24 protein-coding genes are annotated in these 25,797 nt (G+C 70.5%); 10 read left to right on the top strand and 14 right to left on the bottom strand.

What is annotated here, in order from left to right:
• Nucleotides 1-267: 267 nt before the first annotated feature.
• The gene (locus OG407_RS12855) at nucleotides 268-1,074 is read left to right on the top strand and encodes a G1 family glutamic endopeptidase (RefSeq protein WP_405857790.1); all 807 of its coding nucleotides are present in this window, start codon (nucleotides 268-270) and stop codon (nucleotides 1,072-1,074) included.
• Between the two features lie 166 nt (nucleotides 1,075-1,240).
• Here the strand turns inward: OG407_RS12855 and OG407_RS12850 are convergent, their stop codons facing one another.
• Nucleotides 1,241-1,843 carry a hypothetical protein gene (locus OG407_RS12850; protein ID WP_033283661.1) on the bottom strand — a complete coding sequence of 201 codons (603 nt, stop codon included), beginning with the start codon at nucleotides 1,841-1,843 and terminating at the stop codon, nucleotides 1,241-1,243.
• A gap of 221 nt (nucleotides 1,844-2,064) precedes the next feature.
• On the opposite strand from OG407_RS12850, the gene OG407_RS12845 reads away from it, so the two are divergent.
• Nucleotides 2,065-4,848: a penicillin acylase family protein gene (locus OG407_RS12845; protein ID WP_405857789.1), complete on the top strand. Its 2,784-nt coding sequence runs from the start codon at nucleotides 2,065-2,067 to the stop codon at nucleotides 4,846-4,848.
• On the opposite strand, the gene OG407_RS12840 is transcribed toward OG407_RS12845, so the two are convergent.
• Together OG407_RS12840 and OG407_RS12835 are read right to left on the bottom strand one after the other, a co-directional pair.
• Nucleotides 4,837-6,198, bottom strand: coding sequence for a serine-threonine protein kinase (locus OG407_RS12840; protein WP_405857787.1), 1,362 nt, complete (start codon nucleotides 6,196-6,198; stop codon nucleotides 4,837-4,839). The genes OG407_RS12845 and OG407_RS12840 overlap by 12 nt on opposite strands.
• Before the next feature lie 81 nt (nucleotides 6,199-6,279).
• Nucleotides 6,280-7,500 (bottom strand): exo-beta-N-acetylmuramidase NamZ domain-containing protein, encoded by a 1,221-nt coding sequence (locus OG407_RS12835; protein WP_405857785.1) that lies wholly within the window; start codon nucleotides 7,498-7,500, stop codon nucleotides 6,280-6,282.
• Between the two features lie 157 nt (nucleotides 7,501-7,657).
• Between OG407_RS12835 and OG407_RS12830 the strand changes: the two genes are divergently transcribed.
• From OG407_RS12830 to OG407_RS12820, 3 genes are read left to right on the top strand one after another with little or no spacing between them, the layout of a single operon-like run.
• Nucleotides 7,658-8,422, top strand: a complete 765-nt coding sequence (locus OG407_RS12830; RefSeq protein ID WP_405857783.1) for an SDR family oxidoreductase — start codon at nucleotides 7,658-7,660, stop codon at nucleotides 8,420-8,422.
• Nucleotides 8,419-10,101: a class I adenylate-forming enzyme family protein gene (locus OG407_RS12825; RefSeq protein WP_405857781.1), complete on the top strand. Its 1,683-nt coding sequence runs from the start codon at nucleotides 8,419-8,421 to the stop codon at nucleotides 10,099-10,101. The genes OG407_RS12830 and OG407_RS12825 overlap by 4 nt, the downstream gene beginning before the upstream one ends.
• A gap of 26 nt (nucleotides 10,102-10,127) precedes the next feature.
• Nucleotides 10,128-10,721, top strand: a complete 594-nt coding sequence (locus tag OG407_RS12820) for a TetR/AcrR family transcriptional regulator (protein WP_033283667.1) — start codon at nucleotides 10,128-10,130, stop codon at nucleotides 10,719-10,721.
• Nucleotides 10,722-10,728: 7 nt separating this feature from the next.
• Here the strand turns inward: OG407_RS12820 and OG407_RS12815 are convergent, their stop codons facing one another.
• Nucleotides 10,729-11,424 (bottom strand): response regulator, encoded by a 696-nt coding sequence (locus tag OG407_RS12815; RefSeq protein ID WP_405857778.1) that lies wholly within the window; start codon nucleotides 11,422-11,424, stop codon nucleotides 10,729-10,731.
• Nucleotides 11,424-13,418: a sensor histidine kinase gene (locus OG407_RS12810; protein ID WP_405857776.1), complete on the bottom strand. Its 1,995-nt coding sequence runs from the start codon at nucleotides 13,416-13,418 to the stop codon at nucleotides 11,424-11,426. Before OG407_RS12810 ends, OG407_RS12815 begins: the two co-directional genes overlap by 1 nt.
• A 198-nt stretch (nucleotides 13,419-13,616) precedes the next feature.
• On the opposite strand from OG407_RS12810, the gene OG407_RS12805 reads away from it, so the two are divergent.
• Nucleotides 13,617-14,183, top strand: coding sequence for an LGFP repeat-containing protein (locus tag OG407_RS12805; protein WP_405857774.1), 567 nt, complete (start codon nucleotides 13,617-13,619; stop codon nucleotides 14,181-14,183).
• Nucleotides 14,184-14,245: 62 nt separating this feature from the next.
• Here OG407_RS12805 and OG407_RS12800 read toward each other — a convergent pair whose 3' ends face one another.
• The 7 genes from OG407_RS12800 to OG407_RS12770 all read right to left on the bottom strand — a co-directional run bounded on the left by OG407_RS12800 (nucleotide 14,246) and on the right by OG407_RS12770 (nucleotide 19,414).
• A complete protein-coding gene (locus OG407_RS12800) occupies nucleotides 14,246-15,460 on the bottom strand; it encodes an acyl-CoA dehydrogenase family protein (RefSeq protein WP_365308626.1) in 1,215 nt (404 codons plus the stop codon).
• Nucleotides 15,461-15,466: 6 nt separating this feature from the next.
• Complete coding sequence (locus OG407_RS12795) at nucleotides 15,467-16,510, bottom strand: phosphotransferase family protein (RefSeq protein WP_405857772.1); 1,044 nt, start codon at nucleotides 16,508-16,510, stop codon at nucleotides 15,467-15,469.
• Nucleotides 16,511-16,689: 179 nt separating this feature from the next.
• A complete protein-coding gene (locus OG407_RS12790) occupies nucleotides 16,690-16,986 on the bottom strand; it encodes a hypothetical protein (protein WP_405857770.1) in 297 nt (98 codons plus the stop codon).
• A 237-nt stretch (nucleotides 16,987-17,223) separates the two neighbouring features.
• Nucleotides 17,224-17,547, bottom strand: coding sequence for a DUF202 domain-containing protein (locus OG407_RS12785; RefSeq protein ID WP_405857768.1), 324 nt, complete (start codon nucleotides 17,545-17,547; stop codon nucleotides 17,224-17,226).
• Nucleotides 17,544-17,936 carry a DUF202 domain-containing protein gene (locus tag OG407_RS12780; RefSeq protein ID WP_328684321.1) on the bottom strand — a complete coding sequence of 131 codons (393 nt, stop codon included), beginning with the start codon at nucleotides 17,934-17,936 and terminating at the stop codon, nucleotides 17,544-17,546. Before OG407_RS12780 ends, OG407_RS12785 begins: the two co-directional genes overlap by 4 nt.
• 10 nt (nucleotides 17,937-17,946) lie before the next feature.
• The gene (locus OG407_RS12775; RefSeq protein WP_405857766.1) at nucleotides 17,947-18,477 is read right to left on the bottom strand and encodes an NUDIX hydrolase; all 531 of its coding nucleotides are present in this window, start codon (nucleotides 18,475-18,477) and stop codon (nucleotides 17,947-17,949) included.
• 43 nt (nucleotides 18,478-18,520) lie between these two features.
• A complete protein-coding gene (locus OG407_RS12770) occupies nucleotides 18,521-19,414 on the bottom strand; it encodes a DMT family transporter (RefSeq protein WP_405857764.1) in 894 nt (297 codons plus the stop codon).
• Nucleotides 19,415-19,825: 411 nt separating this feature from the next.
• Here OG407_RS12770 and OG407_RS12765 point away from each other — a divergent pair, with 411 nt between their 5' ends.
• From OG407_RS12765 to OG407_RS12750, 4 genes are all read left to right on the top strand, one after another.
• Complete coding sequence (locus tag OG407_RS12765; protein WP_405857762.1) at nucleotides 19,826-20,776, top strand: hypothetical protein; 951 nt, start codon at nucleotides 19,826-19,828, stop codon at nucleotides 20,774-20,776.
• 115 nt (nucleotides 20,777-20,891) lie between these two features.
• Entirely contained in the window at nucleotides 20,892-22,445 is a 1,554-nt protein-coding gene (locus tag OG407_RS12760; RefSeq protein ID WP_405857760.1) for an APC family permease, read from the top strand.
• A gap of 137 nt (nucleotides 22,446-22,582) precedes the next feature.
• Nucleotides 22,583-23,326: a molybdopterin-dependent oxidoreductase gene (locus tag OG407_RS12755; RefSeq protein WP_405857758.1), complete on the top strand. Its 744-nt coding sequence runs from the start codon at nucleotides 22,583-22,585 to the stop codon at nucleotides 23,324-23,326.
• Entirely contained in the window at nucleotides 23,310-23,945 is a 636-nt protein-coding gene (locus tag OG407_RS12750; protein WP_405857756.1) for a cytochrome b/b6 domain-containing protein, read from the top strand. Before OG407_RS12755 ends, OG407_RS12750 begins: the two co-directional genes overlap by 17 nt.
• A gap of 34 nt (nucleotides 23,946-23,979) precedes the next feature.
• Here OG407_RS12750 and OG407_RS12745 read toward each other — a convergent pair whose 3' ends face one another.
• A complete protein-coding gene (locus tag OG407_RS12745; protein WP_405868377.1) occupies nucleotides 23,980-25,005 on the bottom strand; it encodes an L-idonate 5-dehydrogenase in 1,026 nt (341 codons plus the stop codon).
• Nucleotides 25,006-25,028: 23 nt separating this feature from the next.
• Nucleotides 25,029-25,787 carry an SDR family oxidoreductase gene (locus tag OG407_RS12740; RefSeq protein ID WP_405857754.1) on the bottom strand — a complete coding sequence of 253 codons (759 nt, stop codon included), beginning with the start codon at nucleotides 25,785-25,787 and terminating at the stop codon, nucleotides 25,029-25,031.
• Nucleotides 25,788-25,797 lie beyond the last annotated feature (10 nt).

Below are 25,797 nucleotides of genomic sequence, written 5' to 3'. Positions count from 1 at the left end.
GCGGCACGTATCCCGGTCTGGAAGTCACGTACTCCAGCTCAAGTCAGGGGTGTCGCGGGGCGGAAGGGCGTTGGCCTGAAGTTTGGTCAGTCTTGTCCGGCGATGGATCAATTTTGAACGAACCTGTCAGATTTCCCGGGTGTTGCGCCGCCAATTCCCGCAAGACTGAAGGAACTTGTTTGTCTTGCCATGCCCATGAAGCCTCGCGGAAGCTGCTGTGCACTGCCGTCACGGCAGCCCCCCCCACCCCTCGAATGACGGAGAGTCATGTCCGCGAGATCTTCCGCCGGGTTCGTTCTCGTCACCGCCGCCGCCCTCACCGCCGCCCTCGCCACCCCCGCCCTCGCCGCCGCCCCGGGCGCCGCCGCGCACACCCCGGCCCAGCTCACCCAGGCCATAGCGAGCCACGAGAGTCACACACTGCACGGGCTCGCGAAGCCCGGCAAGGTCAACGCCACCGTCTCGTCCACCAACTGGTCCGGCTACGCCGCCATCGGCTCGACCGGCGCGTACACCTCGGTCACCTCGTCCTGGACCCAGCCGAGCGTCAGCTGCTCCTCGGCCACCACGTACTCCTCCTTCTGGGTCGGCCTCGACGGGTACAGCAACTCCGCGCTGGAGCAGACCGGTACGGAAGCCGACTGCATCGGCGGCAAGGCCACCTACGGCGCCTGGTGGGAGGTGCTGCCCGCCTCCGAGAGCGCGTACTCCGGTGTCACCGTCAAGGGCGGCGACAAGTTCACCGCGACCGTGACCTACACCGGCTCCACCTTCACCATGACCCTCGCCGACTCCACCGAGGGCTGGACGAAGACCACCACGCACGCCGGCTCGTCCGGCTTCAAGAACGCCTCTGCCGAGGTCATCGCCGAGGCCCCCGAGGTCGGCGGCTCGGTCGCGAGCCTCGCCAACTTCGGCACCGTGAACTTCACCGGCGCCAAGGCCAACGGCAGCAACCTGGACACCTACTCGCCCAACGAGATCGTCATGACCAAGAGCAGCAGCTCGACCGTACGGGCCCAGCCCGGCTCTATCTCCGGCGGCAGCTTCGCCGACGTCTGGAAGGCCAACTGACGCCTGCGGCACACCTGTTGCGCACCTGTTGCGCACCGCTTCGGGGCTGTCGACGGAACGCCGTCGGCAGCCTTGGCCGTTGCACCGGCAAGCGCAAACCGGCTGGGTCAGAAGGGGGTGCGGCATCCCCGGCGCACCCCAGGCGCCCTTCTTCGGTTCGCCCGGTTCAGGCCGACATCAGCAGCCGTCCCCGCCTGGCGTACGCCAGGGCCTCGGGCGTGAGCACCGGACGCGGTACGACGATGCCGCAGTCCGTGCAGACCGGGCCCGAGGAGGGTTCGTGGGCCAGGTCGTACTTCCACAGGAGGCGCTCCCCGGCGCACACCGGGCACACGGAACCCGGTTCGCGCTCCAGGGCGGCGATCAGCCGTCGCAGCACCTCGGCCAGTGGTTCATGGGGGTGGAGTCGTGGGTCGTCGCACCAGGCGACACCGAAGCCGCCCCAGGTCAGCCGGTGCCAGTCGTCCACGGTGCCCGGGCGGCGGAGCCCGTCGTGCTTCTCCTTCTTGCGGCGTTCGGCGAACCCGACCTCGTAGGCGAGCCAGACCTTGCGCGCTTCCTCCAGCTCGTCCAGTGCGGCCACGAGCCGCGCCGGGTCGGGGGAGCGGTCCTCGGGTCCGAACCCGGCCCGGGAGCACAAGTGGTCCCAGGTCGCCCTGTGCCCATAAGGGGCGAACCGCTCAAGGCACTTGCGCAGCGAGTAGCGCCGTAGCGCCAGATCGCACCGAGGGTCTCGCACCTGTCTCGCCAGACTCCGGAAACCGGCCATCGCCCTGCACCTCCGTCACACCTGCACCTGTACTTCGGTCACCTCGGCGTCGTCGAACGGACGTCGCCGAATAGACGTATCGACAAGCGATTTGGCTCCATCCGATTTCCGATGGCCTCCATAAGCCACTTGCCCGGATCCAAAACTTGACGCATGTTCATCTTCAATCTCGGGGATACCGGCGGTAACGTCCCGCACCACCCCCGTCGGTAGGAGCTGCGATGCCACGGCGCACCCCGCGTAACTTGCTCGACAGACTGAGAACTCCCGGGGGATTCCCCGGGTTCCTGAAGGCCGCATCCGTATGCGCCCTCATTGCCGCCCTTTTGTCTCCCCTCGCCCAGGGGACGGCCGTGGCGGCGACCGCCTCGAACGACTACTGCGGCGGCCAGTGCTCGGACATCCTCCCGGCCGGCGAGAACGGCAACGCCACCCTCGCCCAGATCCTTCTCAACCAGGTCTTCGGCACCCAGCCCAGCCATGCCGAAGACCAGCTCGGGCCCTATGCCAACCTGGCCACGGGCGCCTCCACGCTGACCGACGCGAAGATCAACACCTTCTTCAACGACGCGTCGTTCGGGGTCCCCGCCGCCAACGTCGCCTCGACCGAGAACCCGAGCGGCCGCACCGACGTGACGATCGTCCGTGACAAGGCGACCGGTGTGCCGCACATCACAGGCACCACGCGCTACGGCACCGAGTACGGCGCCGGCTACGCGGCGGCCGAGGACCGGCTGTGGCTGATGGACGTCTTCCGGCACGTCGGACGCGGCCAGCTGACCACCTTCGCCGGCGGCGCGGCCTCCAACCAGGGACTTGAGCAGGAGTTCTACCGCAACGCCCCGTACACCGAGGCCGAGTTGCAGGCCCAGATCGACAACGCCGTCGCCAACAACGGCACCCGCGGCCAGCAGGCGCTCACCGACGCCAACGCGTATCTGGCGGGCATCAACGCCTACATCGACGCCTCGGACAGCGGCCGTTACTTCCCCGGCGAGTACGTGCTCACCGGACACAAGGACTCGATCACCAACGCCGGCACGATCGACCACTTCAAGATCACCGACCTGGTCGCGCTGGCCTCCGTCATCGGCACGCTCTTCGGCTCCGGCGGCGGCGGCGAGGTCAACAACGCCCTCTCCCTGCTCGCCGCCCAGGAGAAGTACGGCGTGGAACAGGGCACCAAGGTCTGGGAGTCCTTCCGCGAACGCAACGACCCCGAGGCCGTGCTCACCGTCCACAACGGCGAGAGCTTCCCGTACGGCACCAAGCCCACCACCGCCCAGGGCGAGGCACTCCCGGACGCCGGTTCGGTCTCGACCGAGCCACTCGTCTACGACGCCACGGGCACCGGCGCCAACCAGAGCGCCTCCGCCGCCTCCGCAGCGGCGACCGCGACCGCCCTCAGCTCCGCCAAGCGCGGGATGTCCAACGCCCTTGTGGTGAGCGGCAAATACACCGCGAGCGGGCACCCGATCGCCGTCTTCGGACCCCAGACAGGCTACTTCGCACCCCAGTTGCTCATGCTCCAGGAGATCCAGGGCCCGGGCATCAGCGCCCGCGGCGCCTCCTTCGCGGGACTGAGCATGTACGTCGAACTCGGCCGCGGCCAGGACTACTCGTGGTCCGCCACGACCTCCGGCCAGGACATCATCGACACCTACGCCGTCGAACTCTGCCAGGACGACTACCACTACCTCTTCCACGGCACCTGCACGCCGATGGAGGAGGTCGAGCAGAAGAACTCCTGGGCGCCCACCACGGCCGACTCCACCGCCGCCGGGTCGTACACCATGAGGGTCTGGAAGACCGAGTACGGACCCGTCGAGTACCGGGCGACCGTCGGCGGGAAGAAGGTCGCCTACACCACCCTGCGCTCCTCCTACATGCATGAAGCCGACTCGATCATCGGCTTCCAGATGCTCAACGACCCGGACTACGTGAAGAGTCCGCAGACCTTCCAGAGCGCCGCGCAGCACATCAACTTCACGTTCAACTGGTTCTACGCCGACTCCTCGCACACCGCGTACTACAACAGCGGCAACAACCCGGTGCGGGCCGGCGGTGTCGACCCCGAGTTCCCGGTCTGGGGCCAGGCCGCCTACGAGTGGCAGAACTGGGACCCCACCACCAACACCTCCGACTACACCCCGGCCTCCGCACACCCCAACTCCATCGACCAGGACTACTACATCTCCTGGAACAACAAACAGGCGCTCAACTACTCGACGGCCAGTTGGGGTGACGGGTCCGTCCACCGAGGCAATCTCCTCGACGACCGGGTGAAGAAACTCGTCGCGGCCGGCGGGATCACCAGATCCTCGCTGGTGAAGGCGATGTCCGACGCCTCGCTCACCGACCTGCGCGCCGAGGACGTCCTGCCCGACATGCTGAAGGTGATCAACAGCAGTACGGTCACCGACACCACCGCCGCCGCGGCCGTCACCAAGCTGCAGACCTGGCTCACCGCCGGCGGCAAACGCACCGAGACCTCGGCAGGCTCCAAGACCTACGCCAACGCCGACGCCATCCGGATCCTGGACTCCTGGTGGCCCGCACTGGTGAAGGCCGAGTTCCAACCCGGCCTCGGTGACACCCTGTACACCGCGCTCACCAACAACCTGTACATCGACGAGACCCCGTCTGCCGCGCACGGCCCGACCGGGTCGCATGCCGGAAGCTCCTTCCAGTACGGCTGGTGGAGCTATGTGGACAAGGACCTCCGGTCGGTGCTCGGGCAGACGGTGTCCGGCCCGCTGGCCCAGCAGTACTGCGGCGGCGGCAGCCTCAGTGCCTGCCGGGACATCCTGATCAGCACACTGAAGACGGCGGCCGGCGCGACCGCGGCCACGGTCTACCCCGGGGACACCCTGTGCTCGGCGGGCGACCAGTGGTGTGCCGACTCGATCGTCCAGCGGACGCTCGGCGGCATCAAGCACTACAACATCAGTTGGCAGAACCGGCCCACCTTCCAGCAAGTGGTGGAGTACACGTCACACCGGTGACGCCGTAGCGGCGGCGGGCCGGTCGATCCGGCCCGCCGCCAGCACCACCCGGGCGAGTTCCGGGTGCACGATGTCGCTGTGCGCCCCCGTCGGCGGCTCGCCGTGACACACCACCGCGCAGGTGTCGACGTTCACACAACCGGACGCCGGCAGCGGCGAGTTGAGGGCCTCGGCCAGGGTCAGCGAGCGAGTGCCCGGCACCGCCCGCACCCCGTCGTGGCCCATCGCGCCCCACTTGTCGCCCAGCACCCGGACGATGTCGACGGCGGCGAACGAGCAGTCGTCGTCCGCCATCCGCGAGGCCAGCGGGTAGATCGTGCCGAGCGCCGAGTCGCAGCGCGAGTAGCAGCACACGAGGGGTCCGTCGACACGGTTCTGCTGGCCCTGAAGGACACCGCCGGTACGGGGGTCGTCCGGCAGCCGGGCGGCGAACGCGTAGTGGGAGAAGGCCCCTTGGAGCAGCGTCACCGACTTCACCGAGTGCACTCCCTCGGGCAGACCCCGTAGCGCGAACGACACCAGGCGCCCGCCGAAACTGTGCCCCACGAGATGCACCCGCACCTCCGGCGCCACCGCCGCGAGCCGCCCGACCGCCGGGCCGAGACCGCGCTCACCGACCGTGCCCGCGCGTCTCTTCATCGCGTAGTACGCCGCCTGCCGCAGCAGCTCCCGCGCCCCCTTCCACGGGTTCGGCAGCGCGAACTCCGTTACCGGGCCCGGGGATTGGGGCGCCGCGAGGTGGGCCAGCGCCTGCGCGAACTGCTCGCACACCTCGCCCGTGCACCCGGCGGCGAGCATCCGCGGCTCGCACTGCGGCACCCCCTCCGCCAGCGTGTCCGCGCCGAACAGCGCCTGCGGCCCCGGCGGCACCATCTCCACCAGCGTCCGCACCAGCCGCCCGAACTCCTCCAACTCGGCGTCCCGCGGCGGCTGCTGGTCCAGCATCCGGGCGATCTGGTCGATCACCGGCGCCTTGCCCGGGAAGGCGTCGAGTAGCGCGTGCCGGGTGTCGGCGTCCAGGGCGGGCCGCGTCAACTCGGCCACGGCCGCCGGTGATTGCGGGAAATCCGGAATCGGCTGGTCCGGGAACTCCATGGATGGCCAGATCACGCCCACGTACCCGATCGCGGCCTTCGGCGCGAGGCGTGGAATCGGGGCGAAGAAGCGGCTGTAGAGCCGGGTCGCGCCGGCGCGTTGGTTGTTCCACCCGTGCGAGAACACGATCAGGTCGCCGATCCCGCGCTGCCGCACCTCGCTCAGCAGCCGGTCGCGTTCTCCCTGGTCGACGTCCCCGTCGGCATCGAAGGTCAACTCCCAGTAGGGGCTCACACTCATCGCCGGATCCGCCATGACCGGCCTCCTCGTTCCCCGAAGTGGTGCGATGTGGGCGCATCGTCCCGCTACCGGTGAAGATTGGCCATACGTCGCGACTCACTTGTAGAGGAGGTATTCAGTTCGAACCCGCCGGAAGGCCCTCAACTCCTCCTGCCAGCCCGCCACCACCTCGTCGGTACCGGCCCCCGCGTCGATCGCCGTGCGCACCCGGGCGGACCCGGTGAGCTTGTCGATCCAGTTGTCGGAACGCCAACCGAAGCCGCTCCAGACCTTCTTGGCGGTCACCAGCAGCGCGATGCCGGTGCGCACGGGGTCGTACGCGGCCCGGTCGTGGACGTGGATCTGGACCCCGCCGACGGTCTTGCCCTCGAACTTGGAGAACGTCGGCGCGAAGTACGCCTCCCTGAAATGCACGCCGGGCAGCCCGAGTTGATTCACCGCGGCGGCCCAGCGTCCGTCGATGCCCTCCGCGCCGAGCAGTTCGAAGGGGCGGGTGGTGCCGCGGCCCTCGGACAGGTTCGTGCCCTCGAAGAGACAGGTTCCCGAGTACACGAGCGCGGTGTCCGGTGTCGGCATGTTGGGGCTCGGCGGCACCCACGGAAGCGACCAGGCGTCGTAGAACTCCGAACGCTTCCAGCCCGTCATCAGTACGGTCTCCAGGGGGACGGGCTTCGACAGGAACTCCCCGTTGAACAGCCGGGCCAGCTCGGCGACCGTCATGCCGTGTGCCTGTGCGATCGGCTGTCGGCCTACGAAGGTCGCGAACTCCCTGTGCAGGACCGGGCCTTGGGCGCTGCGGGCGGTCACCGGGTTGGGGCGGTCGAGGACGACGAAGCGTTTGCCGGCGAGCTGGGCCGCCTCCATGCAGTCGTAGAGGGTCCAGATGTAGGTGTAGAAGCGGGCGCCCACGTCCTGGATGTCGAAGACGACGGTGTCCACGGTGGAGGTCTTGAAGATGTCGGCCAGTGGTTGGCCGCTCTTCAAGTACGTGTCGTAGACCGGGAGTTTGGTGGCCGGGTCGGTGTGGTGGCCCTCGGAGCCGCCGGCTTGGGCGGTGCCTCGGAAGCCGTGTTCTGGGCCGAAGACTGCCACCAGGTTCACGTGGGGGCTGGTGTGCATGGCGTCGACGATGTGGTGGGCGTCTCTGGTGATGCCGGTGGGGTTGGTGACGATTCCGATGCGTTGGCCGTTGAGCTGGGTGAAGTCGTTCGCGGTTAGTTGTTCGAAGCCGGTGCGTAGGTTCTGGGGCTTGGTGGGTGGTGGAGTGAGGGTTGCCGCCGGGGTTGCTGCCAGGAGGGTTCTTCTGGTGAGGGGCATGTTGGCAAAGTAGGGGCTTCCGCGGGTTGTGGGCGGGATGCGGGTCCGCTGTGGCTGGTCGCGCAGTTCCCCGCGCCCCTAGGGAGTCGACCCTTCCCGTGTTACATACCGACCGGTTAGTCTGGGCTTGCAGTGGAGCCGCAGTCGAAGGAGACCGATGGTGGAAGCCGTTCAGGGTGCCGGGGTAGTTGTCACGGGGGCTGGGGGTGGTATCGGGGCTGCGCTTGCGCGGCGGTTCGCTGCCGAAGGGGCCCGGGTCGTGGTGAACGACCTGGATGCCGACCGGGTGAAAGCCGTCGCCGATGAGATCGGGGCGATCGCCGTGCCTGGGGATGCCTCCGCTGTTGTCGGGGCAGCCCGGGACGCCCTCGGTGGGACCGTCGACATCTACTGCGCCAATGCGGGGGTCGGCTCCGGTGGGTCGGAAGCGGCCGGGGAGGACGTCTGGGCGCTGGCCTGGGACGTGAACGTCATGGCCCATGTGCGGGCAGCCGAGGCGTTGATCCCGGGGTGGCTGGAGCGGGGCGGCGGGCGGTTCGTGTCCACCGTGTCCGCGGCCGGGCTGCTCACCATGATCGGGGCCGCGCCCTACAGCGTCACCAAGCACGGTGCGTACGCCTTCGCCGAGTGGCTGTCGTTGACGTACCGGCACCGGGGGATCAAGGTCCACGCGATCTGTCCGCAGGGTGTGCGTACCGACATGCTGGCCGCCACCGGCAGCGCGGGTGACCTGGTGCTTCAGCCGACCGCGATTGAGCCCGACGCCGTCGCCGACGCTCTGATGAAGGGGATCGAGGAGGAGCGGTTCCTGATCCTGCCGCATCCTGAGGTCGCCGGGTACTACCAGGCCAGGGCCGCCGAACCGGATCGCTGGCTGACCACCATGAACCACATCCAGCAGAAGTGGGAGGCCGGAGAGTGACCGACTCCCTGTATGCCGCCAAGCCGTGGGTGGCGCTGCTCAACGAGGCCCAGCGTGGGCCGGTCAGTCCGGACGACTCCCTGGTGCACGCCCTGCGTCGGGTGGTGGGGGAGGCTCCTGACCGGACCTTTCTCACCTACTTCGACGGGCGGCTCAGCTATCGCGAGGTCGACGCGCTGAGTGACTCCGTCGCCGGGTATCTGGCCGCGCGGGGGCTGGAGCAGGGTGACCGGGTCGCCGTGCTGCTGCAGAACTCGCCGCACTTCGTGATCGCGCTGCTCGGTGCCTGGAAGGCGGGCGCGATCGTCGTGCCGGTCAACCCGATGTACAAGTCGGGGGAGGTCACCCATGTCCTGCGGGACGGTGAGGTGGCCGCGCTGATCTGTACCGACCGGGCCTGGGAGTCGTATCTGCGCGAGACGGCCACGACGGTTGCGAAGAGCGGGTCTCCCGTGCGGATCGTGCTCACCGCATGCGAGTTGGATTTCCAGACTCGCGACGACGCGCGCGTGCTCACCTTCGAGCGGCTCCCGCAGGCCGCCGACGCCGAGGACCTGGTGGCCGTCGCCAAGGCGGGGCACAAGGCGCCCGGCGGGCGTGAACCGGCCCCCGCGGACATCGCGTTGATCAGCTACACCTCGGGCACGAGCGGTGCCCCCAAGGGCGCCACCAACACCCACGCCAACATCCTGTACAACGCCGAACGGCAGCGCACCGGGCTCGGACTGCCGGACGCGCCGGTGTACTTCGCGATGGCGCCGCTGTTCCACATCACCGGGATGGTGTGCCAGCTGGGCGCGTCCCTCGTCAGCGGGGGCTCGCTGGTGCTGGTGTACCGGTTCGAGGGCGGGGTCGTGCTCGACGCGTTCGCCGAGCACGAGCCGCACTACACGGTCGGCCCGTCCACCGCCTTCATGGCGCTCGCCGCGCACCCGGCCGTCACCCCGGACCACTTCGCGTCCTTCCGGAACATCTCCTCCGGCGGTGCTCCGGTGCCGCCCGCCCTGGTGGAGAAGTTCCGGGCCGGCTTCGGGCCGTACATCCGCAACGGCTACGGCCTCACCGAGTGCACCGCGCCCTGCGCCTCCGTACCGCCCGACCTGGAGGCGCCCGTCGACCCGGCGTCCGGGACGCTGGCCGTGGGCGTGCCGGGGCCCGACACCGTCGTACGGATCGTCGACGACCTGGGTGCCGAGGTGCCCTTCGGGGAGCAGGGCGAGATCGTCGTGCGCGGGCCGCAGGTCGTGCCCGGGTACTGGCGGCGCCCCGAGGCCACCGCCGAGACCTTCCCGGACGGCGAACTGCGCACCGGCGACATCGGGTTCATGGACCCGCAGGGCTGGCTGTACGTCGTCGACCGCAAGAAGGACATGATCAACGCCTCCGGGTTCAAGGTCTGGCCGCGCGAGGTCGAGGACGTGCTGTACACCCACCCGGCGGTGCGCGAGGCGGCCGTCGTCGGCGTCCCTGACGGGTACCGGGGCGAGACCGTGAAGGCGTACATCAGTCTCCGTCCGGGCGCCGAAACCGACCCCGATGAATTCGCCGTGTACTGCAAGGAGAGACTGGCCGCCTACAAATACCCCCGCCAGGTGGAGATCCTGCCCGAGCTGCCGAAGACGGCAAGTGGGAAGATCCTCCGGCGGGAACTGCGTTCCCGGTCGCACGACAGCGAGTGAACAGTCAGAAAAGGCAGGTGGCGGCAGTGCCCAGGACGACCGACGGAGACGGGGCCCCCGTCCCGCAGCGGCTCCTCGCCGCCGCCACCAGGCTGTTCGCCGAGCAGGGCTACGACCGCACCTCGGTGCAGGAGATCGTCGAGGCCGCGGGCGTCACCAAGGGGGCGCTGTACCACTACTTCGGCTCCAAGGACGACCTCCTGCACGAGGTGTACGCGCGCGTGCTGCGCGTCCAGCAGGAGCGCCTTGAGGTGTTCGCGACCGCCGACGAGCCGATCGAGAAACGGCTGCGGGCCGCCGCCGCCGACGTCGTCGTGACGACGATCGACAACCTCGACGACGCGTCGATCTTCTTCCGGTCCATGCACCACCTCAGCCCGGAGAAGAACAAACAGGTGCGCGCCGAGCGCCGGCGCTACCACGAGCGCTTCCGCGGGCTCGTCGAGGAGGGCCAGCGCGCGGGCGTCTTCTCCACGGCGACCCCGGCGGACCTCGTCGTCGACTACCACTTCGGCTCGGTCCACCACCTGTCGACCTGGTACCGCCCCGGCGGCCCCCTGACGCCCCAGGAGGTCGCCGACCACCTGGCGGACCTGCTGATGCGTGCGCTCCGCCCCTGATACGTCCTCACGCGTCCGGTGGGTGGGTGAGCCCCGCCTCCCGGGCCCAGGCCGCCGCCTGCGCGCGGTCGGTGACTCCCAGCTTGGCCAGGACCGCCGACATGTGGTTGCTGACCGTCTTCGGGGACAGGCCCAGGCGCGTGGCCACCGCCGAGTTCGGCCGGCCGTCGGCGATCAGGGCGAGGACGTCCCGTTCGCGCGGGGTGAGTGTCGGGCACGGGTCGGGGCGGTCCGGGGGTCTGCTGAGCTGCCCGAGCACGCGCCTCGCCACACCGGGACCGAAGATGGCCTCACCGGCGGCCACCGCCCGGATCGCCCGGACGATCTCGTCCTGGCCCGCGCCCTTGAGGACATAGCCCAGGGCGCCCGCCCGCATCGCGGCGAACACCGAGTCGTCCTCCTCGACCATGGTGAGCATCAGCACGGCCACCCGGGGCGCCACCCGGCCGATCTCCCGGGTCGCCTCGATGCCGTTCAGATCGGGCATCCGGATGTCCATCACCACCACGTGCGGGCGCAGGGTCACCGCGGCCCGTACCGCCTCCCGCCCGTTCGCGGCGACCCCGACGACCCGCACGCGCGGGGTCCCGTCCCGCACCGACTCCAGGAGCGCGGCCAGCCCGGTACGGACCACGGGATGGTCGTCGGCGAGTACGACCCGCAGCGCGTCCCCGTCGTCCTCGCTCCCAGGTTCTCCTGCCATCACATCGCCTCCCCCAACGGCAGCGTCGCCACCACCCGCCCCTGCCCCGCCACACACCGGCCGCCCAGCTCCGCAGCGCGCTCCTGCATCGACGTGATGCCCACGCCCGGCGTCCACGCGGTCTCCTCGTCCACCGGCGCACCGTCGTCGCACACCTCCAGGCGGAGCCCCTCGCCGATCTCGATGTGCAGGTCCACGCGGGAGGCCCGGGCGTGCCGGGCCGCGTTGGTCAGCGCCTCGATCGCGATGCGGTACGCGGCCACCTCGACGGCGGCGGGCAGCGCGGGCAGCCGCTCCGGGGCCCGGACCCGTACGTCGATCGGGGTGCCGTCCGCCCGCCAGGACAGCCGCACCGCACGCTCCCGCAACGCGCCCAGCAGCCCCAACTGGTCCAGATCCGGCGGCCGTAGACCATCCACCAGCCGGCGCACCTCCGCGACCGCGCCCCCGACCTCGGACCGCAACTCGGTGAGCAGTGCCGCCGCCCGGTCCGGATCGAAGGTCAGCAGATTGCGTACGGCGTCCGCCTGGAAGGCGGCTCCGGCGAGGGTGGGGCCGAGCCCGTCGTGCAGGTCGCGGCGGATCCGGCGGCGCTCCTCCTCGCGGGCGGCGACGATCCGTTCGCGGGAGAGCTGGAGCTGGCGGGTGAGGTCGGTGGCGTGCAGTGCGGCGGCCAGGGGTACGGCGAGCAGTTCCAGGACGGCCAAGTCGGCGGTGGCGGGCTGCTGTTCGCCGGGGCGCAGGCCGATCACCAGCGCGCCGACCGTGCGGCCGTCGTAGTCGAGGGGTATGGCGTGGATGCGTTCTCCCGGTTCGCCCCAACTCCCGTCCGTCACCCCGGACTTCGACTCCACGCACACGTACGGCAGCCGCAGCGCCTCGCCGACCGCCTCCGGGACCGCGCCGACACCGGTGCCGGCCAGCCGTTCGCCGATGCGGGAGACCGCGCGCACCGGGTCGTGCCGGTCGCCGTACAGGGCGCGGTCGACCGTGCGTTGGAGGAGCCGGCGGGCGGGTTCGAAGGCGGCGGCGAGGGTGACCGCGATCAGCGCCGGGCCGAGCAGCGCGGGGTCGGGGTTGAGGAGGGCCTGGACCGAGGTGACGAGGCCGACGTACGCGACGGCCACGCCGACCGTGAGCGCGCCGTAGAGCAGGCTGCGGGAGACGACGAGGCGGATGTCGAGCAACTCCTCGCGGACCACGGCGATCATGATGGCGGTCGGCAGGAACAGGGTGCAGCACGAGGTGTAGACCGCTGGGAAGCCCATGATCTGCAGGGCCACGCTCAGCGCCAGCGGCAGCATTCCCGCGATCAGCCACAGGAGTCGGCGGCGGTCCTGCTCCCCGCCGCGCCGGTAGCGGACGACCATGACCGCGAACACCGCGGCCAGCACCAGGCAGGCCTTGGCGGTCTCGATGTCGCGCAGGGCGGGCATCCAGCCGGCCGGTACCGGGAGATACGACGGCTGGGCGGGTGTGCCGCTGAACAGCCCCCAGTCGTCGCGTGCCCAGATCGCGAAGTCGAGCGGGGAGGACAGGAGTTGGGCGACCAGGGCCCAGCGCCAGCGGCGGTCGGGGAGTCGGCCGTCGGGGAACAGGAAGAACACGAGCACGAACGCCGTGGAGCTGCCGAGGATCCAGGTGTGGCGGCCGACGGTGGTGAGCGCGTGCAGCAACTCGGGGGACCAGCCCAGCCGTAGCCCCTCGACGGCCAGCCCGATCGACATCCCCGTGAACGCGTGCCCCAGCCCGTAGACGATCAGCAGCCAGCCGATGGGATTGCGCGGCCGGTGCAGCGCGATCACCGTGCCGCACACCGGGTAGGCGAGACCGACCGCCAGGTCGACGACCATGTCGTAGTGGATCACGTCCGCGGCGGACACCCCGGCCGCCGCCAACGCGACCGCCCCGGCGGCCACTTGGAGTGCCGCCAGCCCCAGCAGCGCGTACGCCGTCGCCGTGCGTGCCGGTGTGCGCGCGTCGCGGTCGTTCATGCGTCCCATCGTGGGGGCCCGGCGCCCGGGTGTCCCGGGAACGCTTCCCGGTCCACCCGGGAGAAGTCCCCGGCGCCGCCCGAGGGCTTCCCCTCAACTCCCGGCACCCGTCGACGTGATGCTCGTAGCAGCGGAACGGCGGGCACACCGCCGGACCGGCCGACAGGAACCAACGCAGGAACCAACGGGGGAAACACCATGCTGTCAACGAAGCGGCGCCTGATTGGCGTTGTCCTGGGCTCCCTGCTCGCCCTCGGTGGGACGGCGGCGGTGCCGGCCGCCGCGCAGACACCCGCCCGGGCCGCGTGCTCCATCCCGGTCAACGAGTCCCACATCAACCAGCGTTGGAACGCGCTCGGCGGAGCCTCCGGCTGGCTGGGCTGCCCGACCAGCGGCACCAGGGACGTGTACCTGGGCAACGTGTACGCCGGGAAGCGCCAGTACTTCACCTACGGCACCGCCACCTGGTCACCGCGCCAGGGCTCGAACATGGTCGTCGCCGCGTGGGAGGACCGCGGCTACGCCTACTTCAACTGGGGCACGACCGCTCCGGAGCACCGCTACGACTCGTTCCTGGTCCGCTGGACGAGCGCCTCCGACCCCGGGGGCACCCAGCGCGAGTTCGGCGGCGGGACGTCCGGCCGGATCCGGGTGCTGGAGCGGAACACCGGCGCCTACGTCTTCACCGTCGAGGGCTGCGACATCGGCACCTTCGGCCACACCTGCCGCCAGGGCTGGACGCTGAAGGCGAGCACGCCCAACTGACCACTCACCTCGGGGGAACGGGGGCTGGAGGGGTGCGACCACCCTTCCAGCCCCTCGTGGTGCTACAGGTACTTCTTCAACTCCCGGCGTGCCAGCGACCGTTGGTGCACCTCGTCCGGGCCGTCGGCCAGCATCAGGGTGCGGGCGCTCGCGTACAGCTCGGCCAGCGGGAAGTCCTGGCTCACACCGCCCGCGCCGTGCAGCTGGATCGCTCGGTCGAGGATGCCGACGACCGTGCGGGGCGTGGCGATCTTGATGGCCTGGATCTCCGCGTGGGCGCCCTTGTTGCCGACCGTGTCCATCATCCAGGCCGTCTTCAGGACCAGCAGCCGCAGTTGCTCCACGGCGACCCGCGCGTCCGCGATCCAGTTGTGGACGACGCCCTGTTGGGCCAGTGCCTTGCCGAACGCCACGCGGGAGACGGCGCGTTGGCACATCAGCTCGATCGCCCGCTCGGCCATGCCGATCAGCCGCATGCAGTGGTGGATACGGCCCGGACCGAGCCGCGCCTGGGCGATGGCGAAGCCGCCGCCCTCCTCGCCGATCAGGTTCGTCGCCGGCACGCGCGCGTGGTCGAAGACGACCTCGGCGTGGCCGCCGTGGGAGTGGTCCTCGTAGCCGAAGACCTGCATCGCGCGCTTGACCGTGACGCCCGGGGTGTCGCGCGGGACCAGGATCATGGACTGCTGGCGGCGGATGTCCGCGCCGTCCGGGTCCGTCTTGCCCATCACGATGAAGATCTTGCAGTCCGGGTTCATCGCCCCGGAGATGTACCACTTGCGGCCCGTGATGACGTAGTCGTCGCCGTCGCGTTCGATGAGCGTGGTGATGTTCGTGGCGTCCGAGGAGGCCACCTCCGGCTCCGTCATCGCGAACGCCGAGCGGATCTCACCGGCCAGCAGCGGCTCCAGCCACTGCTTCTTCTGCTGCTCGTCGGCGAACTGGTACAGCACCTCCATGTTGCCGGTGTCCGGGGCCGCGCAGTTCAGCGCGGTGGGCGCCAAGTGCGGGGAGCGGCCGGTGATTTCGGCGAGGGGGGCGTACTGGAGGTTGGTGAGCCCTGCGCCGTACTCGGAGTCGGGGAGGAAGAGGTTCCACAGGCCCTGCCTGCGTGCCTCGGCCTTCAACTCCCCTACGACGGCAGGGGTGTCCCAGGGTGAGGCGAGCTGGGCGCGCTGCTCCTCGGCGACGGGCTCGGCCGGGTAGACGTACTCGTCCATGAAGGCCAGGAGCTTGGCGCGCAGTTCCTCGGTGTGTGCGTCGAACGCGAAGTCCATGGTGGATCAGCCCTCCTGAAGGGTGGTCAGGCCGTGCTCGATGAAGACGGGAACCAGCTCGCCGATGCGGTCGAAGCCGCGGCCGACCGTCTGGCCCAGGGTGTAGCGGTAGTGGATGCCCTCCAGGATCACGGCGAGCTTGAACCACGCGAACGCCGTGTACCAGGCGACCGCCGAGACGTCGCGCCCCGAGCGCGCGGCGTACCGCTCGATCAGCTCGGCCGGTGTGGGGTGGCCGGGGGCCGAAGCGGTCGTGGAAATGGGGGAGTTGGGGAGGTCCAGCGGGATGCTGTACATGACGAGGAGGCCCAGGTCGGTGAGCGGGTCGCCGAGGGTGGACATCTCCCAGTCGAGGATCGCCTTGATCTTGTCGACGCCTTTTTCCGGCTCACTCGCGGTGCCGATCAGGACGTTGTCGAGGCGGTAGTCGCCGTGCACGACCGCCGGTGCGGGGGAGGTGGGAAGGCGGTGGCCGAGGGCCGCGTGCAACTCCTCGACGCCTGCCAGGTCGCGGTTGCGGGAGGCGTCCAACTGCTTGCCCCAGCGGCGCAGTTGGCGGTCCAGGAAGCCCTCGGGGCGACCGAAGTCCGCGAGGCCCACTTCTGCGGGGTCCACCGCGTGCAACTCGACCAGGGTGTCGACCAGTTCGAGCACCACGCCCCGGGTGCGCTCGGGGCCGAGCGGGGCGAGGTCGTCCGCCGTGCGGTACGGGGTGCCCTCCACGAACTCCATGACGTAGAACGGCGCCCCGAGCACCTCGTCGTCCTCGCACAGGAGGATGGGTCTCGGTACCGGCACGTCCGTCGGGTGCAGGGCGCTGATGACCCGGTGCTCGCGCTTCATGTCGTGCGCGGTGGCCAGGACATGGCCGAGCGGGGGGCGCCGTACGACCCACTCCGCGGTGCCGTCGGTGACCGCGTAGGTGAGGTTCGACCGTCCGCCCTCGATCAGCCGGCCGGACAGGGCGCCGGTCACCAGGCCGGGCCGCTCGTGGTCGAGCAGACCGCGCAGCCGGTCGAGATCGAGTCCGGGCGGGTGGTCGGGGCTCATACATCACTCCTACGGACGGAGGAACAGGTCTTCACCCATCATGCCGACCGGTCGGTATGTCGTCCAGTGGGCGAGTGAAACGTGACCGGGGCCACGATATGCCGACAGCTCCCCGCGCCGGGCGACGGGGAGCTGTGTGTGCCGGGGGTTCCGGGCCGTCGTGGGCCGCGGGCGTCGGGTCAGTGGTCGTCCCAGTGGCCCTCGTGCAGGGCGTGCCGGTGGCCGTCGTGCACGTAGTCGACGTGGTCGCCGTGCAGCACGCTCTCGTGTCCGCAGTCCTGGCCGTGCTGGTGCGCGTGCTCCTGGTGGGCGACGTGACCGCCCGGTTCGCACTCGTCCCAGTGGCCGCCGTGCTCGCGGTGCAGGTGGCCGTCGTGCGCGTAGTCGACGTGGTCGCCGTGCGGCACCGGGGCGTGGCCGCAGTCCTGGCCGTGCGTGTGGGTGTGGGAGGAGTGCTCCAGGTGAAGGGTGGTCATGGTGCTCACCTTCGGAAGTGCGGGCTGTGACGTCGGACAGGGTGCCACGGGAATCGCCCATATCGGGTTATCCGGGGCGCGTGGCGTCGGGGGTGGGCTGTGGTGGGTTGCGGTGGGTTCGCCCGCGGTTGGTGGGTGGGTCGGGGTCGTGGCGGTACGGCGAGCCCGCCGCTTGTTGCGTGGGGCGCTTCACACCCGAGTGCCGCCCGCACGGTGCCCGTCCTCACCCCCCGCTCCTCAATACACAAGCACCGCCGCGCACACCGCCAACGCCACCGTGCACAGCACCGCCGTGCTGGCGTGGCGTGGGGTCAGGGGCGGGGGGATTCCGGCGGAGGCGAGGGTGCGGATGCGGTGGTGGGCCACGGTCAGGAAGCTGAGCCACAGGGTGCAGCAGAGGGCGCAGACGATGACGCCCTCGACGTGTACGCCGCCGTGCAGCGAGGCTTTCGCGGCGAGGACGGCGGCTACCGTGCTGGACAGGGTCGTGCGGCGCCAGGCCAGGCGGGTGCGTTCGGGCTGGAGTCCCGGGTCGCGGTCCGGGGTCGGGGGGCGGGTCATCCGGCCCAGCCCGCCAGGACCACGACGACCATCGCCAGGGCCACGATCGCCACGGCGATGCTCAGGAGTGCCGGGAAACGGGACACCGGGAGATCCTCGCCCCGGCGCATCGCCCGTTCGCAGCGCACCCAGTGGTTGACCGCGCGCAGGGAGCACAGGACGCCCGCCGCGAGCAGCGCCAGGGCGAGACCGGCTCGCCAGGCCCAGCGCAGGTGTGGCAGGAACTGGTCCACCGCGAAGCCCCCGCCGATCAGCGCGAGCGCGGTGCGCAGCCAGGCCAGGAAGGTGCGTTCGTTGGCCAGCGAGAAACGGTAGTCGGGTGTCGCGCCCTCCTCGCTGATCTGCTGGGGCTCGAACCACAGCCGGACGTTCCGTGCGAAATCGATCACGGGCAGGACCCTATCCGGCCGTTTCTGTCTGGTCTTTCCGGTGCGCCTTGAGGCGGGCGTAGGCCGCCACGCCGTCCGGCACCCACTGCCAGTCGTCCAGCCGCCGCTCGATCTCCCCCTCCTCCAGGAAGTCGTGCCAGGCGACCTCCTCCACCTGCGGGCTGACCGGGAGTTCGCAGCGCACCTCGTACACCGCCGACCACCAGGTCCGCCCGGCACCGTCGTCGTACAGGAACTTGAAGAGGAACGTGGGGCGGGGCAGGCCGGAGACTCCGAGTTCCTCTTCGGCCTCGCGGAGTGCCGCGTCGTCGTAGGACTCGCCCGCGCCCACCACTCCGCCGACGAACATGTCGTAGAGGGAGGGGAAGACGAGTTTGGTCGGGGTGCGGCGGTGGACGAAGACGCGGCCCGCCGTGTCGCGGGTCTGGATGAAGACCGCGCGGTGGCGGAGGCCCTGTGCGTAGGCCTCGCCGCGGGGGGACTGGCCGGTGACCTGGTCGTTCTCGTCGACGATGTCCAGGATTTCGTCAGCTGGGTTCATGGCCCCATCAAACAGGGGCCGGCGATCGGTGCGGCTGACGGCATCAGTGCGGCTGGAGGGCCGGTGCGGGCTTCGGCCTCGTCGTGCCGCGTGGCATCGCCGGGTGCATGCCGAGGAGCAGGATGCCTACGACGATTCCGGCGAGGCCCGCCGCCTCCCAGGCCAGTGCGCCCGTGTCGGCGCGCAGTCGGTCGCCCAGGAAGCCCACCCCGCAGATGATCCCGGCGAGGGGCTGGGCCGCGGTGAGGGCGGGCAGCGACATGCGCAGGGGGGCCGTCTCGAACGCGCTCTGCACGAGGACCAGGCCGGTCACGCCGAGCGCGAGTACGCCGTACGGCTGCCAGCCGGTGAGGAGTTCGGTGAGGCCGCCCTCGGTGAAACGCTGGCCGCTGACCCGGGTGAGCGCGTCCTGGACGCCGTAGAGGAGGCCGGCCGCCAGGGCCAGGAGGACCGGGCCCGAGCTGAGACGGGAGCGTTTGGCGTACGTCGTGAGGAGGAGGGCGAGGCCCACCATGACGCCGATGATCAGCCAGTGGCGGAAGGGGTCGGTGACCGGCGTTCCGCTGCGTGGTTCGCCCGCGACGATGAACGTCGTGACGCCGCCCGCGAGGAGTGCGAGGCCCGTCCAGCCCTGGCGGCCCAGGGGCTGTCGGGTCTGCTTGCGGGAGAGGGCCAGGGCGAAGAGGAGGTTCGTCGCGAGGAGGGGTTCCACGAGGGAGACCTCGCCCTTGCTGAGCGCTATCGCGCCGAGCACCATGCCCGCGATCATCAGGCCGATGCCGCCGAGCCAGCGCGGGACCCGCATCAGGTCGAGGAGCAGTCTCGGGGAGAGGAAGTCGCTCAGGGGTGCCTGCTGGGCCACGTTCTGCTGGAGCACGAACCCGAAGCCGAGGCAACAGGCCGCACTCACGGCGAGCATCAGAACCAGAAGGGACACGCTGCGTACCTCGATCGTCAGGCCGGGCTACGGGATGCGTTTGGGCGACTCTAGCGCCCCAGGGCCCGGCTTGCCCCTGGGAGTACCCGGAAGCGGGCGGTCGCTCCGGTCACGATGCTCTGACGACCGTGGGCACGATCGGAGGCTGCGGCGGGACCGTGCTGCCATGGTCCGCCGCCGCGCGCCCGAGCGCCATGGCCTACGCCACACCGGTGACCCGCGAACGGTTGGCAGCGTACCGTCCCGGGTAGGGGATAGCGCCACAAGTGCCGCACCCGCAACGGAAGTTGACAGGTGTAACAGGGGTTAGGCACTTGACGTGAAGTATTGGTGGAGGGTTTGCTGTGCGTGATCGGCCGATGGCACGCCGATGTCCCGCAGCGTCGCGTGAGGATCGTGAGGAATACCCGGGTGTCCCCACCCCCGCCACCCCTCGGACGCCGTCACAAGCGCGCTTCCCAGGCCTTCGACGCCGCGCTCGACGACGCTGAACTCGTCGCCGCGCGCGCCGCGTTGGCCCAGGGGCGCTGGCAGGCGGCGCGTGCCCTGCTCGCCCAGACGGGCGACGACTGGGACGCGCGCGCCCACCGCGTCACCGTCCTCGCCCAGGAGTCCTACACCGCCGCCTGGGCCCGCGACTGGCTGCTCGCCGAACCCGAGTCCGGCGACGCCTCCGTGCTGCTCGCCCTGGCCGTGGTGCAGCGCACGCTGGCGGGCAAGGAGAAGCCGGTCCGCGCCCGCGAGGCCTGCCGTACGGCGTCGGCCCGGCTGCCCGACGATCCGACACCGTGGCTCGGGCTGCTCCTCCTGGAGCACACGCTGGGCACCGACGAGGGCGTGGTCCAGCTCTTCGACGAGGTCCGCCACCGGTACCCCGACCACCACCACGCCCACCACCTGATGGTGGCCCGGCTCGCGGAGCGCCGCGCCGACGCGGGCGTCGACCCGCTGCACGAGGTGTACGACTTCGCCTACTGGGCCGCCGAACAGGCTCCCGCGGACTCCCCGCTCGCCATCCTGCCGGTCATCGCGCACGCCGAGCGCTACCGCGTGCTGGCCGCCGCCGGCCTGGAATCCGTCGACCCGGCCGCCTCCGGGCACTGGACGGGACGCCGGGCCCGGCAGGTGATGAAGGCCGCTTTCGACTGGTGGCTGGAGTGGGAGCACGAAGGCCACCCGCGCCGCCTGGTCGACCTCAACTTCCTCGCCCACGCCAAGTCCTGCGAGGGGCGCGGCGCCGAGGCCGCCGCGCTGTTCCACCGCATCGGGGAGCACCCGACCCCGGCCCCGTGGTCCTACCCGGGCCGTGACCCGCTCACCGCCTTCCGTGCCGCACGCGACTGCGCGCTCGGGACGTCGTAACGCCCACGTACCAACGATTCGGCAGCGATGAAACGCACCCGTAGCAACGCTGCCGTAGCGAAGTAACGCGACCGTAGCAACGCCCCCGTAGCGACCCCGAAAGGACGTTCCCGCCATGACGACGGGCAGTTCCAGTACGAGCAGCGCCACCGCTGACGGCGGAGGCAGCGGTATCAGCACGTTCAGGGGGCAGGAGCGCGCCCTGCGCGCCGACCGCCTCGGCACCGGGGGCCTGCTGCTCTCCGTGCTCGCCGCGACCGCGCCCCTCATGGTGGTCGCGGGTGTCATGCCCACCACATTCGCGGTGATGGGGATCGAGGGGCAGCCGCTGCTCTTCGTCCTCCTCGGTGTCGTCCTCGTCCTCTTCAGCGTCGGCTACGCCGAGATGAGCCGGCACGTCCACAACGCGGGCGCCTTCTACGCCTACATCTCCCGCGGCCTCGGCGGCACCGCCGGAGCGAGCGCGGCCCTGGTGGCGCTCGTCGCCTACAACGCCCTCCAGGTCGGCATCTACGGCATCTTCGGCTTCGAGGTCTCCAACCTGTTCTCCACCTACGCCGACCTCCAAGTCGCCTGGTGGATACCGGCGTTGGTGGCGGTGCTCGCCGTGGGTGCGCTCGGCTGGCTGAAGATCGACGTCAACGCGCGCGTGCTCGGCGTCCTGCTGATCATCGAGGTCGCGCTCGTCGTCATCTTCGACATCGCGGCCGTCGCCGACCCGGCCAAGGAGGGCCTGTCCCTGCACGCCTTCAACCCGGACACCCTCAGCGGCGCCGGCGTCGGCACCGCCCTGTGCTTCTGCATCGCCGCGTTCCTCGGCTTCGAACAGGCCCCGGTGTACGCCGAGGAGACCAGCCGCCCGCACATCCTGGTGCCGCGCGTGATGTTCCTGGCCGTCGGCGGCGTCGCCGTCTTCTTCGCGCTCAGCTGCTGGGCGATCACCGTCGCGACCGGGCCCTCCCAGGTCGTCGGCGTCTCCCAGAAGCAGAGCGCCGGACTGCTCTTCTACCTCACCGAATCCCGGCTCGGCGGCACCTTCACCGACGTGCTCCACGTCCTGTTCGTCACCGGCATGTTCGCGGCGATGCTCAGCTTCCACAACGTCGTCGCCCGGTACGCCTTCGCCATGGGCCGCGAGGGCCTGCTGCCGTCCGCGTTCGGCCGTACGACGGGCTCCAGCGGCGCTCCCGGCACCGGCTCCCTTCTTCAGACCGCCGTGTCCGCCGTGATCGTGATCGCCTTCGCGATCGCCGACGACAAGCCCACCGGCGACCCCACCGCACCCGTCCTGCACCTGTTCACCTGGTTCGGCAACATCGGCGCGCTCGGCGTGATCCTGCTGATGGCCGCCGCCTCCCTCTCGGTGATCGTCTTCTTCGCCCGCCGCGGTTCAGCCGGCGCCCAGGCCTGGCGGCTGGTCACCTCCGCGCTGTCCGGCATCGCGCTCGTCGTCATCGCCGTCTACACGGTCAAGGACTTCGACGTCCTGGTCGGCGCGGGCCCCGGCTCGTCCCTGAGCTGGCTCCTGCCCGGCATCATCGGCCTGGCCCTGCTCGTCGGCCTGGCCCAGGGCCTGTTCCTGCGCTCCCGCAACCCCGAGGCGCACGCCCGCATCGGGCTCGGCAACGAGGCGTTCCAGCTGGAGAAGGCGGCGACGGAGACGCCGTAGAGACCGGTCGCGGTACCGGTCGGCGCGGCTGTCGTCGAACGGTCGCTTCTGAGAAGCACGTAAGAAGTGGTTACGGAAGTCTGACGGGCACCCGCTATCCCTGGCCGTGCCGGGGTCGCGGGTGTTCGAATGACTGCGTGAAACCTGAACAACCCGAGTCCGAGGGTGCGGAGAAGGCGGAGGGCCGGCCGCTAGGCCGCCGGGTCCTCCTGGGCACCCTCGGCCTGGGCGCCCTCGGCGTCGTCACCGCGCCCGCCCTCCAGAACGCCATGGACGGCTTCCTCGGTGCCGTCTCCGGCAAGGACCCCACCGGGCTGACCGGACTGCTCCCGAACGGCGGCGGCTTCCGCTACTACTCGGTCACCGCGTCCGTGCCGAACAAGAACGCCCAGAACTACCGGCTGACCGTCGACGGCCTGGTCGACAAGCCGACGTCCTACACCCTGGCCGACCTGCGCGCGCTGCCGCAGACCAGGCTGGTCAAGGACGTCCAGTGCGTCACCGGCTGGCGGGTCCCCGGGACCCCCTTCGAGGGGGTGCGCCTGTCCCGGCTCCTGGACGCGGCGGGAGTGCGTGCAACGGCCGGGGCGGTGCGCTTCACCTGCTTCGACGGCGCCTACACGGAGAGCCTCACCCTCGACCAGGCCCGGCGCTCGGACATCCTGGTCGCGCTGCGCATGCAGGACAAGCCCCTGGGTCACGACCACGGCGGCCCGGTCCGCCTCTACGTGGCCCCCATGTACTTCTACAAGTCCGCCAAGTGGCTCTCCGGCATCACGGTCACCGAGCATGTGAAGCCCGGCTACTGGGAGGATCGGGGCTACGACGTCGACGCCTGGGTCGGCAAGTCGAACGGACGCGACGATGCCCCTACGAACTGAAGCCCAGCCGCCGCAGACGGAACCCTCGGCCCGCGTCCGCCGCTTCGGCCGCACCGAACGCTGGGTGCACCGGACCACGGCCGCGCTGATGGGCATCTGTGTGGCCACGGCGGCCTGCCTGTACATCCCGGAGTTCGCCGAACTCGTCGGCCGCCGTGAACTCGTCGTCCGCATCCACGAGTTGGCCGGGGTCGCGCTGCCCGTGCCCGTTCTCTTCGGCCTGTTCTCCCGCGGCTTCCGCGTCAACCTCGGCTTCCTCAACCGCTTCGGCCCGCACGACCGGGTCTGGCTGCGCGGCGCCCTGATGCGCGACAAACGCCGGTCGGCGCGCCCCGCGGGCAAGTTCAACGCCGGTCAGAAGGTGTACGCCAACTGGATCGCCGGCGCCACCCTGGTGATGCTCGGTACGGGCCTGATGATGTGGTTCACCCACCTCACCCCGATCATGTGGCGCACCAGCGCGACCTTCGTCCACGACTGGCTCGCCCTGACGATCGGCATCGTGCTGGGTGGACACATCGGCATGGCGTTGGGGGACCCGGAGGCCAGGGCGGGGCTGCGCACCGGGTCGGTGAGCCGGGACTGGGCCAAGCGCGAACACCCGCTCTGGAAGCCCTAGTTGAGGCCCTGGGGCGAAGCGCAGGTCACCCTGCTCAGCTACCGAAGTCCAGCAGCACCTTGCACGACCGGCTCCGGTCGGCCGCCAGCGCGAACGCCGACTCCGCCTCCCGCACCGGGACCACCGCGCTGACCAGAGCGTCGAACGCGGGCTCCACGGCGAGGAGTTGGAGCGCGTCGTTGAACTCCGTGTCGAAGCGGAAGGCGCCCCGCAGTTCGATCTCCCGGCTGACGACCAGGTTCCCCGCGAAGGGACTCTGCCCCGGCGGCAGCATCCCGAGCTGCACGACGACCCCGCCCCGCCGCACGAGCCGCAGGCAGGTGTCGAGGCCGGCCGCCACCCCGGACGCCTCGATGGCGACGTCCACCTCGGACGGCCATCCGGAGTCGTCCGGGTCGTCGGCCCGTACGACGGTGTCGGCGCCGGCCGCGGTGGCGTACCGAAGTGCCGCCGGAAGCAGGTCCGTTACCGTCACGTGAGCCGCGCCGGCCGCCTTCGCCGCCGCGACGACCAGACAGCCGATCGGGCCCGCGCCGGTGACCAGCACCTGGCGTCCCCGCACGTCCCCGGCGCGTCGTACGGCGTGCAGGGCGACGGAGAGCGGTTCGGCGAGGGCGGCCCTGCGCAGCTCAAGGCCCGCCGGGATCGCCCTCAACTGGTCAGCGGGGACGGTGACTTGGGCCGCGAAGCCGCCCTGTACGTGCGGGAAGCGGGCCGCGCTGCCCAGGTACGCGGTGTCCCGGCACACGTTGCGCCGGTCGTCCACGCACTCGGGGCACACCCCGCACGGAGTCGCCGGGTGCACGGCAACTGCCGTACCAGGAACGGGACCTGTGGCCCCGGAGCCGTAGGACACGACCGTGCCGACCACCTCGTGGCCGAGCAGCATCGGTTCCTTGAGGCGGAAGTCGCCGACGCCGCCGTGGCGCCAGTAGTGGAGGTCGGAGCCGCAGACGCCGCCGTAGCGGACGGCGACCAGGGCCTGGCCGGGGCCGGGCTCCGGGACCGTCAACTCCTCGACGCGCAGGTCGTCCTGACCGTGGATCACACAGCCCAGCATGTCCGGCACGATGATGTCCCCTTTCACAGCACGCTCGTCATGCCGCCGTCGACGTACAGGATCTGTCCGCTCACGAAGTCCGCGGCGGGCGACGCCAGGAACAGCACCCCGCCCACCAGGTCCTCCGTACGCCCCCAGCGGCCGGCCGGGGTCCGCTTGCGCACCCAGGCGCTGAACTCCGCGTCCTGGACGAGGGGTTGGGTGAGTTCCGTCTCGATGTAGCCGGGGCCCAGGCCGTTGACCTGCACACCGCTCGGGCCCCAGTCCGCGCACATGCCCTTGGTGAGCATCTTCAACGCGCCCTTGGTGGCCGCGTACGGCGCGATGCCGGGGCGGACCACCTCGCTCTGCAGCGAGCAGATGTTGATGATCTTGCCGTGGCCGCGTTCCGTCATCCGGCGGGCCGCCTCACGGCCGACCAGGAACGCGCTGGTGAGGTTGGTGTCGATGATCCGGTGCCAGTCGGAGTCGGTGAACTCCAGAAGCGGGGCGCGCAGTTGCATGCCCGCGTTGTTGACCAGGATGTCCAGCGGGCCGACCCGCTCCTCAACGTCCGCTATCCCAGCGGCTACTGACGGACCGTCGGTCACGTCGAAGGCGGCGGTGTGGACGTCGCCGGACAGTTCGGCGGCGGCCTTGGTGAGGCGTTCGCCGTCCCGGCCGTTCAGGACGACCGTGCAGCCGGCCTCCAACAGGCCCTGGGCGAGGGCGAGTCCGATGCCCCGGCTGGAACCGGTGACCAGGGCCGTACGGCCACTGATGTCGAAAAGAGGATGACTCATTCCCGTACCC

It is taken from the genome of Streptomyces sp. NBC_01515, assembly GCF_045040345.1.
Lineage (GTDB): Bacteria > Actinomycetota > Actinomycetes > Streptomycetales > Streptomycetaceae > Streptomyces.
This window is presented reverse-complemented; position numbering and strand designations above follow the sequence as displayed.

Bases quoted from the DNA above. Each gene is read 5' to 3' on its own strand.
- OG407_RS12855 (WP_405857790.1), top strand. From the start codon at position 268: ATGTCCGCGAGATCTTCCGCCGGGTTCGTTCTCGTCACCGCCGCCGCC.
- OG407_RS12850 (WP_033283661.1), bottom strand. From the start codon at position 1,843: ATGGCCGGTTTCCGGAGTCTGGCGAGACAGGTGCGAGACCCTCGGTGC.
- OG407_RS12845 (WP_405857789.1), top strand. From the start codon at position 2,065: ATGCCACGGCGCACCCCGCGTAACTTGCTCGACAGACTGAGAACTCCC.
- OG407_RS12840 (WP_405857787.1), bottom strand. From the start codon at position 6,198: ATGGCGGATCCGGCGATGAGTGTGAGCCCCTACTGGGAGTTGACCTTC.
- OG407_RS12835 (WP_405857785.1), bottom strand. From the start codon at position 7,500: ATGCCCCTCACCAGAAGAACCCTCCTGGCAGCAACCCCGGCGGCAACC.
- OG407_RS12830 (WP_405857783.1), top strand. From the start codon at position 7,658: ATGGTGGAAGCCGTTCAGGGTGCCGGGGTAGTTGTCACGGGGGCTGGG.
- OG407_RS12815 (WP_405857778.1), bottom strand. From the start codon at position 11,424: ATGGCAGGAGAACCTGGGAGCGAGGACGACGGGGACGCGCTGCGGGTC.
- OG407_RS12810 (WP_405857776.1), bottom strand. From the start codon at position 13,418: ATGAACGACCGCGACGCGCGCACACCGGCACGCACGGCGACGGCGTAC.
- OG407_RS12805 (WP_405857774.1), top strand. From the start codon at position 13,617: ATGCTGTCAACGAAGCGGCGCCTGATTGGCGTTGTCCTGGGCTCCCTG.
- OG407_RS12800 (WP_365308626.1), bottom strand. From the start codon at position 15,460: ATGGACTTCGCGTTCGACGCACACACCGAGGAACTGCGCGCCAAGCTC.
- OG407_RS12795 (WP_405857772.1), bottom strand. From the start codon at position 16,510: ATGAGCCCCGACCACCCGCCCGGACTCGATCTCGACCGGCTGCGCGGT.
- OG407_RS12790 (WP_405857770.1), bottom strand. From the start codon at position 16,986: ATGACCACCCTTCACCTGGAGCACTCCTCCCACACCCACACGCACGGC.
- OG407_RS12785 (WP_405857768.1), bottom strand. From the start codon at position 17,547: ATGACCCGCCCCCCGACCCCGGACCGCGACCCGGGACTCCAGCCCGAA.
- OG407_RS12775 (WP_405857766.1), bottom strand. From the start codon at position 18,477: ATGAACCCAGCTGACGAAATCCTGGACATCGTCGACGAGAACGACCAG.
- OG407_RS12760 (WP_405857760.1), top strand. From the start codon at position 20,892: ATGACGACGGGCAGTTCCAGTACGAGCAGCGCCACCGCTGACGGCGGA.
- OG407_RS12750 (WP_405857756.1), top strand. From the start codon at position 23,310: ATGCCCCTACGAACTGAAGCCCAGCCGCCGCAGACGGAACCCTCGGCC.
- OG407_RS12745 (WP_405868377.1), bottom strand. From the start codon at position 25,005: ATGCTGGGCTGTGTGATCCACGGTCAGGACGACCTGCGCGTCGAGGAG.
- OG407_RS12740 (WP_405857754.1), bottom strand. From the start codon at position 25,787: ATGAGTCATCCTCTTTTCGACATCAGTGGCCGTACGGCCCTGGTCACC.